The following is a 15,581-nucleotide window of genomic DNA, read 5'->3' as shown; positions in this document are numbered from 1 at the left end:
CGGGAAAGTTTGTGCGGGTGGTTAAAATAGGAAATACCGCTGTGCCAGTGGCGCCACTGCAATTGGCTCGCAGGTCACTGGTTGGTTATCGACTCTCACTTCATAGGTTTCAGGATTTACATCTATTACAGGAGTGGCATTGTTGTGCACCATGTTTTTTTTAGAAATAGTACGGCAGTTCATTACTGGCAGTATTATTTTTTTTAATCCGTAATGCTGTACAATATCCTTCTCCAGAGATAGCTTTGATACAAATGTGGCACAGGTGGCATGTACCGCTTTGCCATAAGCGCCAAACATCTGCCGGTATATTACGGGTTGCGGGGTGGGGATGGAGGCATTCGGGTCGCCCATTTTGCTGGCAATGATCATCCCTCCTTTGATGATCATTTCCGGTTTGACCCCAAACAGGGCGGGTTTCCATAACACCAGGTCGGCCAGTTTACCAGCTTCCAATGAACCTACATACGAAGAAATGCCATGCGTAATGGCTGGATTAATGGTATACTTGCTGATGTATCTTTTTATGCGGAAGTTGTCATTCCCAGTTCCATTATCTTCAGGTAAAGCCCCCCGCTGCAGCTTCATTTTATGAGCTGTTTGCCAGGTTCGAATGATCACTTCACTAACCCGGCCCATTGCCTGGGAATCGGAGCTCATCATGCTGAAAACACCCATGTCGTGTAAAATATCTTCTGCCGCAATTGTTTCCGGTCTGATACGGGAGTCGGCGAAGGATACATCTTCCGGAACAGATTTATCCAGGTGATGACAAACCATGAGCATATCCAGGTGTTCATCAATGGTGTTTACGGTGAATGGACGTGTAGGGTTGGTAGAAGAGGGTAATACATTGGGATACATGGCGGCCTTGATGATATCGGGTGCATGCCCGCCGCCGGCTCCCTCAGTATGGTAGGTATGTATTACCCGGCCGTTGATAGCATTTATAGTATCTTCCAAAAATCCGGCTTCATTGAGGGTGTCGGTATGAATGGCCACCTGTATGTCGTACTGATCGGCGATACGAAGAGCGGCATCGATAACCGCAGGAGTACTTCCCCAGTCTTCATGGATCTTTAAACCCAGGGCGCCGGCGGCAACCTGTTCTTCCAGGGGAGGCAGGGCTGAACAATTGCCTTTGCCTAAAAAACCGAGGTTCATCGGAAAGGCATCTGCCGCTTCCAGCATCTTTTGTATGTTCCAGGCACCTGGTGTTACCGTGGTGGCATTGGTGCCATCGGCCGGACCAGTACCACCGCCGATCATAGTAGTGATGCCACTGTAAAGGGCGTGATCTATTTGTTGCGGACAAATGAAATGAATATGGGTATCTATACCACCGGCTGTAGCAATTAAACCGGCGCCCCCATGGATTTCTGTAGAAGCTCCAATGGTCAGGTTGGCATCCACGCCATCCATCGTGTCGGGGTTACCGGCTTTTCCTATAGCAACGATCTTACCATCTTTAATGCCAATGTCGGCCTTCACAATGCCCCAGTGATCGATGATCATAACGTTCGTGATCACCAGATCGGGCACCCCTTCGTCACGGGTTGCCCGGGCCGATTGTGCCATGCCGTCGCGGACCGTTTTGCCGCCTCCAAATTTGGCCTCGTCGCCATAAACAGTGAAGTCCTTTTCTATTTCAATAAATAACCCGGTATCGGCTAAACGCACTTTATCACCTGTGGTAGGGCCATACATATTGGCATATTTGATGCGGTTGATGTGCAGGCTCATGCATGTTGGTTTTTGAATTGACCGGAGAATGCATTTTGTACCGCCTGGTCTTTATTGGATGCCGATGCCTCGCCATTCACCAGGTCATTAAACCCGAATATTTGTTGAGCCCCGCCAATGGTAACCAACTGCACTTCTTTTTCTTCACCGGGTTCAAAACGAACAGCGGTGCCTGCCGGGATATTCAAACGCATGCCATACCCCGCTGCCCTATCAAACTGCAATTGCCGGTTCACTTCAAAAAAATGAAAATGAGAGCCGACCTGTACCGGGCGGTCGCCGGTGTTCACTACCACCACGTCAGTTGTTGTGCGATCTGCATTGGCAATAATATCATCAGGCTGTAAAATGTATTCTCCAGGGATCATTGAGCTTCGTTTATTATCTTATTGGATCGTGTACTGTAACCAGTTTGGTGCCATCGGGAAAAGTGGCTTCTATTTGTATTTCCGGGATCATTTCGGATACCCCTTCCATTACGTCATCCCGCGATAAAATGGTGGCACCATATTGCATGAGTTCAGCAACCGATTTGCCGTCGCGGGCTGCTTCCTGCAGGTGGCTGCTGATAAGCGCTATTGCTTCGGGATAGTTGAGCTTCAATCCTCGTAACCTTCGCTTCTCAGCCAGCTCCCCGGCTAAAAACAATAATAGTTTTTCCGATTCTCTGGGTGTAAGATGCATAAATAAAAATGATGATTCGGGTGTGTAATAATGGGAGTACGGAGTGGCAGGCAATAATTTAAGTTAAGAAAAAAAATGACACGGGTGACTATAACGGGTAAATATATTTACTGCAATCAGGTTATTAAAGAACTGTTCTAAGTGTATTTGAATTTCGATTGTTTAAGATCAATAAATAGCAAGAATAAACGTTTATTGTCGGATACAGTTATGGGTATCCTATATTTTTGTGGGATGAAGTATGATGTGTATGCTGGGGTGAAAATTAAGTCTGACTTTAGCACATTCGAATTTATGAGTGAAGGGCATAATGGAAAAATACCAAAGAGAATTCAATTTACAGAAACCCCATGGCCTAATATCTATAATTTAGCTTTTGGGGATATTAAGGAAAATGGAGATCTTGATGATTTGACAATTAGTAATAACGGCGATAGAAACAAGATTTTAGCTACTATATTAAAGGTTGTTGAAGACTATACTGTTAAATTCCCCGAAAGGTTTGTATTTTTTAGTGGAAGTACAGAGCATAGAACTAGATTGTATAGAATGGCGATAGGTCTGCATTTTGAAGAATTATCTTCTAAGTTTGAGATTTATGTTGACATCAAAGGCGAGCGGGATTTTATTCCTTTCCAGAAAGCGTTGAATATTAGGGCGTTTTTAATTAAAAGAAAAATTTACTAAATTTGGTATATGAAAGATAAAGTTATAAAAGTATACAGCGAACTGTTTAAAAGGGAATTTATATACATTATCGACGATACAATAAAACCTTCCCCAACTACTGGTGATGGCCTTGTTGCCCGTAAATTAAGAGAAGCAAATGAGCATTTGTCAAAAATCAAAAACCTCGACGAAATACTCAAACGTCACGCTAACGATTTTTAACACGAGTAATCTTTGCTGCTAAGGCATTTGTATTTTAAAGGCATTTTAATTGTAATGTGAGAAAGGAAATCAAATATTATAGCCCGCTATTTACAAGAGAGGTTACATTTATCATGGACGATGAATGGAAACCTGAGCCATCAAAATTTGCTTTACGCAAACTAGAAAAAGCGGTTGAGTCTTTATCAAAAAGTAAAAATCTAGACGAAATACTCAAACGTCAAGCCAACGATTTTTCACACGAATGATTTTCGCTGCTAAGGCATATACTATTCATTGTAATATGAAAAAGAAAATAGAACGCCAACTGTATTTTATAGTAATGGGATTAGGTTCACTCTTGACCCCAATATGAAGCCGTTGCCTTTTTCTGGGTCACTCGTGCGTAAAATTGAGGAGGTAAATGAAAAGCTAGCTAAAAGTGGGTACAAGAGCATTGAAGAAATGCTTAAACGCGCCAACGATTCTTCTTCTGAATAATCTCCGCCGCAATACTAATAGCAATTTCTTCCGGAGTTTGACTATGAATAGCAATACCAATAGGCGCATGAATGGGTTGCAATAAAGAATCCGGTACGCCTTCCGCCCGGTAATCGGTAAACATCTTTTCTATCTTGCTTTTACTGCCCAGCAAACCAATATACCCGAACTGTTTTTTCCATAACGTTCTGATCACAATGTCATCGGTGCGATAACCAACCGTCATCACCACAAGATATTGATGGTTGCCACCGGAAATCAATTCCTCCAACTCTGTATAATCGGCAAGTATCTTCTTCTCGTGTGCATACTCGTTCTCCATAAACGTTTTTAAGCTGGAACGATCGTCATACAGGTGTATGTAAAAGTCCATGCTTTGCATCAGTTGACAAAGCGCCAATGCACAATGCCCTGCTCCAATAACATGTAAATGATTTTTATAACCGGTTTTTTCCTGGTATATCCAATCCGTTTGTGACGTCAGAGAAAAATAATAATCTGTATCAGGGATGTCTGTCATGAATTGCAAGCCCGCAGGAGATAATTGTAGCGTACCGTTTTTGTTTTGTTCCAGGCTGGCGATAAGCTGTTGAATGGTGTTGGCGTCAGATGAAGACACCCGGTATAGCCAAATGGTTTGTTCCCCTGAACAGATCATGCCGCTTTGATTAGCAGGGGCCGTTTTGTTGTGGACCTGTTTTCTGAGATCAGGCAGTATTTCCTTTGAAGCATTTAATTGATCCTTCGCCATTTCTATGAACTTGTGTTCCATAATGCCACCTCCAATGGAACCTTCGGTTTCTCCGGCTGCATTAACTGCCATAAAGAAACCCGGTCGGCCCGGACTACTCCCTTCGCTTTGCAACACATACAACAACATTACCGATACCTGTTGTCGCAGGCTGCTATTTATCAACTGCCAGATGTTTACTTGTTTCTTCATGAGGTGGAATGGTTCCTTCTTGTGGGGTTGCGTATAAAGCCATCAATACTTTTTCAGGGGTCATGGGTGCATCAAAGGGAAAGTGACCTTTTTTATTAAAGGCGCGTATTGCGTTGCGTAAAGCGAAATAAGCGCCGATCCCGTACATCAATGGTGGTTCGCCCACTGCCTTTGAACGGAAGATGGCCAGGTTGTCATGCGGCGTTTGTAAGAAATCAATGGCTATTTCTTTAGGTACCGAATAAATGTCGGGCACTTTGTAAGTGGACAACGCATTGGACCGAAGCCGGCCTTCTTTGTCGTACACTACCTCTTCCATGGTCATCCAACCAATGCCCTGAACAATGCCGCCTTCTATTTGTCCAATATCAACAGCAGTGTTCATGCTGGAGCCAAAGTCGTGCACTACTTTAACGGAATCGACTGTATACGTTCCGCGGAGGCAATCTACCGTTACGCCAATGATCCCGGTCCCATAAACATGATAGGCAAATGGATGGCCTTTTTCTCTGGTGGCATCAAAATGAATATCCGGGGTTGCATAATGGGCATGTTCAGAGAGGCCAATTCTTTTTGTATGTCCTGCCATTACCAGCGATTTCCAGTCACGGTCGGTTTTCATGCCATTCACCCAAACAAATTCATCCTGTAAGGTGATGGCATTTATTGCAACACTCAGTTCTTCTGCTGCCATTTTTCTTAATCTGTCTGCAATTGCAGTACAGGCTAATAAAGTGGCTTTCCCATTCAGATCGGCAGTAGCGCTGGCAGCCGAGGGGGACGTATTGGCTATCTTAAATGTATTGGTACTATGTATTTTTATTCTGTCGGGGTGGATGGAGAATGTGTTGGCTGCTACCTGCAGGATCTTGGTGTTTACGCCCTGGCCCATTTCAACGGCGCCGGTGGTAATGCCCACGCTGCCATCGGTATATACATGCACCAAAGAACGGGCCTGGTTCATCAGGGTTTTAGTGAACGAGATGCCAAAACAGACCGGCATACAGGCCAGGCCTTTTTTATGCCATTTATTGGTAGTATTGAATGCGTCAACTTGTTTACGCAAGGTGGTGAGGTTGTATAAACCAGTTGCTTTATTCCAGCATTCGGGTGCTTCGCTTTGCGCTTTTTGTCCGTACGGAAATTCATCACCGGTTTGCAACAAATTTCTTTCCTGTATAACAGCAGCATCCACCCCTATTGCTTCGGCCGCCTGGGCAATGGCTGATTCTATCATGAACATGCCTTGTGGACCGCCAAAACCCCGAAAGGCGGTATTGGGCGGTAAGTTTGTTCTGCAGCTATAAGCGGTTGCTTTTACATGAGGAACAAAATAGGAGTTAGTACAATGGAACAGAGTGCGTTCCATTACAGCGGGTGACAGGTCTGCGGCGGCACCGGCATTCTGATAAAAGGTTACTTCATAAGCCATGATCTTCAATTCCGCATTCAGGCCTATCTTAAAGTCGGCGGAATAGGGATGGCGTTTACCAGTCATGGCCATGTCTTCCATGCGATGCAACGAATATTTGACTGGCCGTTTAAGATGATGCGCTGCCAGTGCACACAATGCAGCCCAGGTATTTGCCTGATCTTCCTTGCCGCCAAAACCGCCGCCCAATCTGTTCACTTCCACTTCAACCAGGTGCATGGGTAAACCGGTTACCCGGCTAACGGCGCGTTGAACGGCAGTTGGCCCTTGTGTGGAGGAATATACTTTAAGGGCATTATGTTCCTGCGGAACAGCATAGGCGCCCTGGGTTTCAATATACAAATGCTCCTGCCCGTTGGTATCGGCCCGGCCTTCAAAAATATGGGCGCATTGCTGCCATGCCTGATCGGTATTTCCCAATTGAAAAGTGCGTGGTGGAATGATCAGTTCACCCAATGCCTGCGCTTCCCGTGGATCGGTGATCACCCGTAAGGGTTCTATAGCAACTTTTATTTTTTTAACAGCTGCGCGCGCTGCATCAATTGATTCGGCCACCACAAATGCGACCGGCATTCCACAAAAATGTACTTCATGATCGGCCAATAACGGTTCATCTGGTACTATACCGCCGATCTGGTTTTCGCCGGGAATGTCTTTATAGGTAAAGATGCGTACAACACCCGGATGGGCAGTAGCTTCACTCGTATCTAAACTGGTTATCACGCCATGGGCCACCGGTGACCCAAAAGCGGCGCCATATAGCGTGCCTTGTATTAGAGGGATATCATCCAAATAAATGGATTCGCCCCGCAAGTGTGTATATGCATCGATATTTTTCATAACGCTACATGATTAATGGTCGGTAAGCTGCAATGCCGTTATAAAATGGGCCTTTATCAATTGGCCCAGTAACAATCGCTTATAGTCTGCGGTGCCCCGGGCATCACTAATGGGGGCTATTTCTGTTTGTGCAATGGCTATGGCCTTATTAATGCTTATTTCAGTAATGGGCTGTCCTTTTAAAAATGCATTTGTTTGTTCAAGCAGTTTGGGAATTGGCGCAACACCACCTGCTGAAATTCGAATGTCCTGTATCTGGTTACCCTCCAGGGTGTAACAACAGGCGGAGTTCACACTGGCAATATCCAGATTGGTACGCTTACTTACTTTTTCAAAATTAAAGCGGGTATCACTGGCAGGTAGTGCAAAGGAAATGGTTTCCAATTGCTCATCAGCCTGCCGGTCTAAGTTTTTATATCCTTTATACAATTTTCGCAGGGGGATTTCCCGCTGTTGGTCGCCATTGCTGAATACTAAGACAGCATCCAGTGCCAATAAGAAAATGGTAAGGTCGCCGATAGGGGAGGCGTTGATCAAATTGCCGCCAACTGTTGCGATGTTACGGATAGGCGTAGAGGAGATCAGCTTTATATGCTCGTTCAACCGGGGAAAGTGTTGCTGCAGAAGAGGCGATTCATACAAGTCGGTCACCGTTGCTGCTGCTCCAATAATGCATCGGTTGCCTTGCCGGCTAATTCCTTTCAGTCTTGTATCATCGAACAAAAAGCGGATCGCTGCGTCCTTTAGAGAATCGTGCTTTTGCACATACACATCAGTGCCGCCACCCAGCCATTCTGTAGCAGTAGTTGCATGGGACTGTCCGTTCAATTCGGTTCCCAATAAATATAACCGTTGTTTTATTTCAGCAAACCAGCCTGGTAAAAAGCGATTAGCTGAAAGAAATGAGATAGGATCTGTGTCTTGTCTGGCCTGCATCAGGTGAGCTATTTTGGCTGCTGCCCGTTCAATAGATTTATAACCAGTACAACGACAGATATTTCCATCCACCGCAGCAATGGCATTTTGCTGGGTGGCACTTTTGCCGCTTAAACAAAAGCCAGCCAGGGATACCACAAAACCGGGGGTGCAAAATCCGCATTGGGTAGCTGATTCATCCTGCATGGCCTGTTGAATGGGGTTTAGCCCTTCCATATTCAGCCCCTCAATGGTCACCACGTGTTTGCCATGTACATTGCCTAAGGGAGTCAGACAGCTGGTAAGTGACCGGTATCGTAATTCATTGTTATTCAATTCGCCTACCAACATGGTACAGGCCCCGCAGTCTCCTTCATTGCAGCCAACCTTGGTTCCGGTCAAATGTTGGTGATACCGCACAAAATCAAGCAGTACCATTCCGGGCGGCAGACTGGTTGCAATGTCTTTGTTATTGAGAATGAATTTGATCAATGGTTAGGCTGGTTTCTTTAAAGTTACCAAAATCCGGGCAGAATGTGGTTGGTAATGGGCAAAGGGCCCTCCTACGCTAAAGCTTCGGCGGGCGAGGCAATCGGCAAGGTAATTATTATCTCAAAAGTCGCAAACCCTTTCACGTTTCACGTTTCATGTTTCATGTTTCATGTTTCGCGATTGTGTGCTCATTTGCTGCTTAACCAGTATTATTTTCTCCTCTACTTCTATGGCTCCTTCAATTCGCAAGACCGGGCAGGTTAATGTTTGCAACCATTGTTCATGCCGCTTTTTATTGCGGCCGGGCTGGTTACTGTCGTCATAGGCGAGCGCCCAGTCAATAAATTCCTGGCTGCTTTGCGAGATCACTTCACCGTAACGTTCTTTTTCGCGTTCTACCAAACGTATGGCGCGAATTTCCCGAGGTATCCATAAGTATATTACGAGGGAGTATTGTTCTTTCAAAAAATGCCCCCAGCTATCCAGAGAGCCGCCTACCATCCATTGGATTTCTTTTTGTATATCGGCAGCCAGTTTTTGATCGCGTAGGGCGGGTTCACGCCGAATCTGAAATGGCGGATCGGTTTCTTCCCAATAATAAAGATCAGCATCAAAATAAGGGATTGTTAATTCCTGTGCCAGGGCATTACCGAGTGTGGTTACACCACTGCCCGAAGCACCGATGATGAGCAAACGCATATGGGAAATTGCTTATTTTAATAAGTTCAGATCAGGCTGAGCGTACTTATACACTTTAAAGTAAAGGGTGGTCTTGGTTTGATAAACGCCTTCAAATTTTGAGATCTCATTGATAAACTGCACCAGGTGGTCATTGTCGCGGCACATTACATCTACCTCCAGATCATAATCACCTGAGGTCATGGCAAGAAAACTTACTTCTGGCAGTTTTGAGATTTTCTGGGCCACCTTTTCTTTAAACGTGGCCGGTCGTACAAAAACAGCAATGTGTGCATAAGCCCGGAAGCCTACCTTGTCAGGATTTACCCGGCCAATGATATTAATGGTGCCTTCTTCAATTAATTTATTTACCCTGGTACGGACCGTGCCAATAGACACATTCAGTTTTTCTGCTATAACGGTGAACGACATCCGGCCGTCTTTTTGCAAAAACGACAAAATAGAAAAATCCAATTCATCAAGCGGGAAACCGTTTTTCTCCATATGACAAAGATGCAACAAAAATAAAAATACTATCTAATTTTTGGTCAGGTACTAAATTAATTTTAATTTACTATACCTGTTTCTGCAAAATCTGTAGTACTAAAAAATGTCTCATCATGAAGTACTTACCTGTTCAGAACTATATTAATGGACAGTTTGTGGATGCGTCAACAGACCAAACACTGCCCGTTATTTCTCCGCTTGATGGAACTTTATTGGCAACGGTCCCTTTGTCGACCCCTAAAGACCTTGATGCTGCGGTACGGGCCGCGAAGATCGTGTTCCCTGCCTGGAGTCATACACCTATAAAAGAAAGAGTGCAGGTGCTGTTCCGGTACCGGCATTTGTTGGAAATGCATTTGAAAGAACTGGCTGAATTAGTGAGTGAAGAGAATGGGAAAACCATGGGGGAAGCCATTGCTGAAATAGAGAAATGCATTGAGCTCACGGAGTTTGCTACCTCCTTGCCGCAACTCGTTACCGGCGAAGTGCTTGAAGTAAGTAAAGGGGTGGAATGCCGCACCGAACATGTGCCATTGGGTGTGGTGGCTTCCATTGTGCCGTTCAACTTTCCAAGCATGGTGCCCAACTGGACAATTCCCAATGCTCTTGCGTTGGGTAATTGTATGATCATAAAGCCTTCTGAAAAAGTGCCGCTGAGTGTGGGACGATTGGCTCAATTATTAAAAGAGGCCGGATTGCCCGATGGCGTATTTAATGTAGTGAATGGCGACAGCACTATCGTGAATGCCATTTGCGATCATCCAGGCATTTCAGCAGTGTCGTTTGTAGGCAGTACCAATGTGGCGAAAATAGTTTATCAACGTGCTACACATCATTATAAAAGGTGTCTGGCATTGGGGGGCGCCAAAAATCACCTGTTGGTGTTGCCAGATGCCAAAGCCGACATGACCGCACAAAACGTTGCGGCATCTATGAGTGGTTGTGCCGGTCAGCGTTGTATGGCTGCCTCGGCTATGGTGGCAGTAGGAGATGTTGATCATATCATTAAAAAAATATGTGAAGAAGCCAAAAAGATAGTGCCGGGTCAAAACCTGGGTGCTGTGATCAGTAAGGAATCAAAAGAAAGGATTGAGCACTATATTACTGAGGCGGAAGCACAGGGCGCCCGCATTCTTCTTGATGGCCGGAATGCTACGGTTGCCGGTAAAGAATTGGGAACCTATGTAGGGCCTACCGTTATTGATTATGTGAAACCTGATATGAAGGTGGCCAAAGAGGAGATCTTCGGCCCGGTGATCAGTATCATGCGTACCAATACCGTTGATGAAGCCCTGGCCATTGAAAATGCCAATCCATATGGGAATGCAGCCTCGGTATTTACACAAAACGGCGGCATGGCACGCTATGTGATTGACAGGGCGAGCGCCGGTATGATCGGTGTTAACGTTGGTGTACCTGTGCCCCGTGAGCCTTTTTCTTTTGGTGGATGGAATGAAAGCAAATTCGGGGTAGGCGATATAACCGGTAAAAGTTCAATTGAATTCTGGACCAAGCTAAAGAAATCGACAGTGAAGTGGAATCCTGAGGCGGGGGTGAATTGGATGAGTTGAGTGAGAGTTGATCAGTTGACCAGGAAGAAAGCAGCTGGATTCTCACTCTCGACTTCCTCTATCCTGTGTAATGAATTGCTTCAAATTAATTAAGCATGTCACAATCAATAACCATATCGGAGACACAGGAGATCATTCGTGATAATATGGATTATACGCTTTTCTCCTGGAGTAAACAAAAAGGCATTGCGCCCATTGCGGTGAAATATGCCCGGGGTGTGTACCTATATGACTACGATGGCAAACGATACCTCGATTTTTCTTCCGGTCTTATGAATGTGAATATTGGTCATGGTAACCAGCGAATAACACAGGCTGTTACTGAGCAAATGCAACAGGTAAGTTATGTAACACCCAGTTGCGTTACCAAAGTGCGTGGGGAGTTGGGAAAAAAGCTGGCATCAATAACACCGCCTGGACTAACAAAAACCCTGTTTACTGTTTGTGGGGCCTCAGCCATTGAAAATGCTATTAAACTTGCCCGGTTGTATACCGGCCGGCATAAGATCATAGCCCGGTATCGCGCTTTTCATGGAGCCTCTTATGGTGCTATGACAGCAGGTGGCGATCCGCGTAAACTAGCCTCCGATGCGCAACAGGCGCCTAATTTTGTACATGTGGAAGATCCCTATTGTTATCGCTGTCCCTGGGGAAAAGAGATCACCACCTGCAGCCGCGAATGTGTGAGCCACCTGGAAAGAGTGATTGAGTTTGAAGGGCCAGGTACTGTTGCTGCCATTCTCATGGAAGGAGAAAGTGGTTCATCGGGATGTATTAAATATCCACCAGATTATTTACAAAAAGTACGCGCCCTGTGCGATAAACACAACATTCTGTTGATAGCCGACGAAGTGATGAGTGGGTTTGGCCGTACCGGCAAATGGTTTGGGGTGGATTATCATGGCGTGGTGCCTGATGTCATAGCTACAGCAAAGGGAATAACAGCCGGCTATTTGCCGCTAGGTGCCCTGATCGTAAGTGATGCTATTGCAGAATATTTTAACGACCGGGTGTTGTGGCTGGGGTTAACCTACTCGGCCCATCCGGTAAGTTGTGCAGCAGGGCTGGAAACGCTAAAAATTTATGAAGACGAAGGGCTGTTGGAGAATGCCACCAGCATGGGCCATTATATTGATGAACAGGTAGAATTGTTGAAACAAAGGCATCCCAGCATTGGGGACTTCAGAAATACCGGTCTGTTGGGTTGCATTGAACTGGTGAAGAACCGGGCGACGAAAGAGCCTATGGCGCCATTTAACGCCAAACCCGATGAAATGGTCATTATGAACAAAGTGGCGGCAAAACTGAAAGAGTTGGGGATGTATACATTCGTTCGGTGGAATTATATTTTTATTGCGCCACCGCTGTGTATTACTAAGGAAGAAGTGGATGAAGGGCTGACCATGATCAGCGAGGCGATCAAAATTGCGGATGAATTTGTAAATTGAAGTGGGGCGTTAGGGCATTAACCACACTACGATGAAAAATGAATCACTATACAGTGAAGACCTTGCTCCTGTTCCGGTAATCAATCGCAAATGGAATACCTGGAACTACGCCGCTTTATGGATCAGCATGAGCCTGTGTATCCCTACCTATATGCTGGCCAGTTCATTGATTGAAGGGGGGATGAATTGGTGGCAGGCCATTCTTACTATTTTTCTGGGCAATACAATTGTACTGATCCCCATGATCCTTAACGGACATGCCGGTGCGAAATATGGCATTCCGTTCCCGGTGTTGGCCCGGGCCAGTTTTGGGGTTCGGGGCGCTAATATCCCCGCTATGTTGCGCGCCATTGTTGCCTGTGGCTGGTTTGGTATTCAAACCTGGATAGGGGGCGCTGCCCTCTATCAAATGATAAGAGTATGGAACCCTTCTTTGCCTGAGATTGATGCCACTTCTTTATTTCCGCAGGCTGTTCCATTTATCTGCTTTATAATTTTCTGGGCACTCAATATGTTTATTGTTTATCTGGGTGTTGAAAGCATCAGAAAGTTGCTGGTGTTCAAAGCGATCTTTCTACCTGTGGCGGCATTGGCACTATTGTTCTGGGCCATCAATGCATCCCACGGGTTGGGGCCTATTTTAAAACAGCCCTCAAAATTTGCTACAAGTGCCGATTTCTTTCATTTTTTCTTTCCCGCACTAACAGGGATGGTTGGGTTTTGGGCAACCCTCTCGCTCAATATTCCTGATTTTACCCGGTATGCGAAAAGTCAACAAGCGCATATAAAAGGACAGGCCATTGGTCTGCCACCTTCCATGACTTTATTTGCTTTTATTGGCGTTGTAGTAACCTCTGCTACAGCTATCGTTTATGGTACTACCATTTGGGACCCTGTGGTATTAGCAGGAAAATTCGAAAGCAAATTATTGGTAAGTGTGGCCATGATCGCAGTGGCTATTTCAACATTGGCCACCAATATTGCCGCTAATATTGTTAGTCCGGCCAATGACTTTGCCAACCTGGCGCCTTCAAAAATATCTTTTCGCAAGGGCGGTTATATAACCGGCGTGCTGGGGATACTCATTTTCCCCTGGAAATTGATCGCTGATCCTACGGGTTATATTTTTACCTGGCTTATTGCGTATTCCAGTTTATTGGGACCTGTGGGTGGTATTATGATCGCCGATTATTTTTTCATTCGAAAACAAAAACTGGTAACCGACGACCTGTATAAACTACAGGGGCAATACACTTATAGTAAGGGATTTAATCATGCTGCTATTATGTCGTTATTGATTGGGATAATTCCAAATATTCCCGGTTTTCTGACAACTATAAAGGTTATAGCGCCAGGCAATATGCTTAACTGGATCACCCATTTGTATAATTACGCCTGGTTTGTTAGTTTTTTCTTTTCAGGAATTGCTTATTTATGTATGATGCGAAATTATAGACCTAAGCTATCAAATTCTGTCACTGCAAAAGATGAAACCCATCATGTCGCTATTGATTAAAAACGGACGGATCGTTACTGCAGACGCGGATTTTACTGCCGATATTTTTGTGGTGGATGATACCATACAAACTATTGGCAGGAACCTGGATGTGAAAGCAGATCAGGACATCGATGCCACGGGTAAACTGGTTTTTCCTGGTGGCATAGATCCGCATGTACACCTGGATATGCCTTTCATGGGAACCTTTTCGAGCGATAATTATGAAACCGGAACAAGGGCTGCCTTATTTGGCGGCACGACTATGGTGATCGATTTTATTCTGCAAAAGCAGGGAAACAGTCTGCAGGCGGCACTCGATGAATGGCGTTCGCGTTCCGATAATAATTGCGTAGGAGACTATAGTTTCCATATGGCGGTGACCGATTTCAATGATGCTACAAGACCGGAGATACAGAAGATGATAGAACAGGAGGGCATCACTTCCTTCAAAACCTTTATGGCTTATAAAGGGGCGCTTATGATCGATGACCGGCAGATGATCGGGCTGATGGAAGAGGTAAAGAAATATGGCGGACTGATAAATGTTCACGCCACCAATGGTGATATGATCGATTACCTGGTGGCTAAACACCGGGCAGAGAAGAAGTTGTCGCCTTTGTATCATTATTTATCACAACCAGAGATAACCGAAGCGGAAGCCTCAGAGCGGTTCGCCGACATGACCTATTATACCGGTTGCCCTGGTTATATTGTTCATCTCACTTGCGAGGGTGCTTTGAATGCGGTTCGCAATGCCACCCGGCGCAACCAGAAAATATTTGTGGAGACCTGTATCCAGTATTTAATTCTTGATGCCTCTTTATATGAAAAGGATTTTGAAGGCGCCAAGTGGGTGATGAGCCCGCCATTGCGCCAACCAAAAGACCAGGCTACTTTATGGGCGGGTATTAATCAGGGATTGGTGCAGGTAGTGGCGACAGACCATTGTCCGTTTAAATGGGAACAAAAACTCATGGGCAAGAATGATTTTTCAAAGATCCCCAATGGCCATCCTGCTATCGAGAACCGGATGGAATTGTTATACAGTGAAGGCGTAAATAAAGGGAAGATCACGTTAAATAAGTTTGTTGAAGTGACCTGTACCAATCCGGCAAAGATCTTTGGTATGTTTCCGCGAAAGGGAACGCTGGCACCGGGAAGTGATGCTGACATAGTGATCTTTGATCCCAATGAAACACATGAGATATCTGCAAGCACGCATCATATGAATGTTGATTATTCCGCGTATGAAGGCTGGCCCATTACCGGGAAAGTGAAAACGGTGATCTTGCGTGGAAAGGTGGCAATTGATAATGAAAGGTGTTTGGTAGAGAAAGGGTATGGGAAATTCATTAAGCGGAATAAAGTGGAGCAGAAGATATAGAGAAAGGCAATAGGCAATAGGCAATAGGCAATAGGCAATGGGCAGAGGGCTGCGCTCCATGTTGGATGCCGTCGC

At 45.3% G+C, this 15,581-nt stretch carries 15 protein-coding genes; 7 read left to right on the top strand and 8 right to left on the bottom strand.

The window, feature by feature from the left end; all coding sequences use genetic code 11:
• Window positions 1-21: 21 nt before the first annotated feature.
• Genes ureC through ureA form a run of 3 tightly spaced genes read right to left on the bottom strand, consistent with a single transcriptional unit; the run spans window position 22 to window position 2,427 of the window.
• The gene (ureC, locus tag J7I42_RS32190; RefSeq protein ID WP_209144106.1) at window positions 22-1,743 is read right to left on the bottom strand and encodes an urease subunit alpha; all 1,722 of its coding nucleotides are present in this window, start codon (window positions 1,741-1,743) and stop codon (window positions 22-24) included.
• The gene (locus J7I42_RS32185; protein ID WP_209144103.1) at window positions 1,740-2,111 is read right to left on the bottom strand and encodes an urease subunit beta; all 372 of its coding nucleotides are present in this window, start codon (window positions 2,109-2,111) and stop codon (window positions 1,740-1,742) included. The genes ureC and J7I42_RS32185 overlap by 4 nt, the downstream gene beginning before the upstream one ends.
• 13 nt (window positions 2,112-2,124) lie before the next feature.
• Window positions 2,125-2,427: an urease subunit gamma gene (ureA, locus tag J7I42_RS32180; protein ID WP_209144101.1), complete on the bottom strand. Its 303-nt coding sequence runs from the start codon at window positions 2,425-2,427 to the stop codon at window positions 2,125-2,127.
• Window positions 2,428-2,661: 234 nt separating this feature from the next.
• Between ureA and J7I42_RS32175 the strand changes: the two genes are divergently transcribed.
• From J7I42_RS32175 to J7I42_RS32165, 3 genes are read left to right on the top strand one after another with little or no spacing between them, the layout of a single operon-like run.
• Entirely contained in the window at window positions 2,662-3,114 is a 453-nt protein-coding gene (locus J7I42_RS32175) for a DUF6934 family protein (protein WP_209144099.1), read from the top strand.
• 9 nt (window positions 3,115-3,123) lie between these two features.
• On the top strand, window positions 3,124-3,318 hold the full coding sequence (locus J7I42_RS32170; RefSeq protein ID WP_209144097.1) for a hypothetical protein: 195 nt from the start codon (window positions 3,124-3,126) through the stop codon (window positions 3,316-3,318).
• A 56-nt stretch (window positions 3,319-3,374) separates the two neighbouring features.
• Window positions 3,375-3,566, top strand: a complete 192-nt coding sequence (locus J7I42_RS32165; RefSeq protein WP_209144095.1) for a hypothetical protein — start codon at window positions 3,375-3,377, stop codon at window positions 3,564-3,566.
• 200 nt (window positions 3,567-3,766) lie between these two features.
• Here the strand turns inward: J7I42_RS32165 and J7I42_RS32160 are convergent, their stop codons facing one another.
• The 5 genes from J7I42_RS32160 to J7I42_RS32140 form a co-directional block, all read right to left on the bottom strand.
• Window positions 3,767-4,741 (bottom strand): XdhC family protein, encoded by a 975-nt coding sequence (locus J7I42_RS32160; protein WP_209144093.1) that lies wholly within the window; start codon window positions 4,739-4,741, stop codon window positions 3,767-3,769.
• Window positions 4,704-7,013, bottom strand: coding sequence for a xanthine dehydrogenase molybdopterin binding subunit (locus J7I42_RS32155; protein WP_209144091.1), 2,310 nt, complete (start codon window positions 7,011-7,013; stop codon window positions 4,704-4,706). Before J7I42_RS32155 ends, J7I42_RS32160 begins: the two co-directional genes overlap by 38 nt.
• 12 nt (window positions 7,014-7,025) lie before the next feature.
• Window positions 7,026-8,420 carry an FAD binding domain-containing protein gene (locus tag J7I42_RS32150; RefSeq protein ID WP_209144089.1) on the bottom strand — a complete coding sequence of 465 codons (1,395 nt, stop codon included), beginning with the start codon at window positions 8,418-8,420 and terminating at the stop codon, window positions 7,026-7,028.
• Window positions 8,421-8,573: 153 nt separating this feature from the next.
• A complete protein-coding gene (locus J7I42_RS32145; protein ID WP_209144087.1) occupies window positions 8,574-9,119 on the bottom strand; it encodes a P-loop NTPase family protein in 546 nt (181 codons plus the stop codon).
• A 12-nt stretch (window positions 9,120-9,131) separates the two neighbouring features.
• Complete coding sequence (locus J7I42_RS32140; protein ID WP_209144085.1) at window positions 9,132-9,602, bottom strand: Lrp/AsnC family transcriptional regulator; 471 nt, start codon at window positions 9,600-9,602, stop codon at window positions 9,132-9,134.
• A gap of 116 nt (window positions 9,603-9,718) precedes the next feature.
• On the opposite strand from J7I42_RS32140, the gene J7I42_RS32135 reads away from it, so the two are divergent.
• The 4 genes from J7I42_RS32135 (at window position 9,719) to hydA (ending at window position 15,506) form a co-directional block, all read left to right on the top strand.
• Window positions 9,719-11,176 carry a CoA-acylating methylmalonate-semialdehyde dehydrogenase gene (locus tag J7I42_RS32135; protein WP_209144083.1) on the top strand — a complete coding sequence of 486 codons (1,458 nt, stop codon included), beginning with the start codon at window positions 9,719-9,721 and terminating at the stop codon, window positions 11,174-11,176.
• Window positions 11,177-11,271: 95 nt separating this feature from the next.
• Window positions 11,272-12,624, top strand: a complete 1,353-nt coding sequence (locus J7I42_RS32130; protein WP_209144081.1) for an aminotransferase class III-fold pyridoxal phosphate-dependent enzyme — start codon at window positions 11,272-11,274, stop codon at window positions 12,622-12,624.
• 31 nt (window positions 12,625-12,655) lie between these two features.
• Window positions 12,656-14,140 (top strand): NCS1 family nucleobase:cation symporter-1, encoded by a 1,485-nt coding sequence (locus tag J7I42_RS32125; protein WP_209144079.1) that lies wholly within the window; start codon window positions 12,656-12,658, stop codon window positions 14,138-14,140.
• Complete coding sequence (hydA, locus tag J7I42_RS32120) at window positions 14,124-15,506, top strand: dihydropyrimidinase (protein WP_209144077.1); 1,383 nt, start codon at window positions 14,124-14,126, stop codon at window positions 15,504-15,506. Before J7I42_RS32125 ends, hydA begins: the two co-directional genes overlap by 17 nt.
• Window positions 15,507-15,581: the final 75 nt, after the last annotated feature.

The sequence above is a fragment of the Niastella soli genome (assembly GCF_017742245.1).
Taxonomy (GTDB): domain Bacteria; phylum Bacteroidota; class Bacteroidia; order Chitinophagales; family Chitinophagaceae; genus Niastella; species Niastella soli.
The sequence above is the reverse complement of the archived record's forward strand: the minus strand, read 5'-3'. Positions and strand labels throughout refer to the sequence as shown.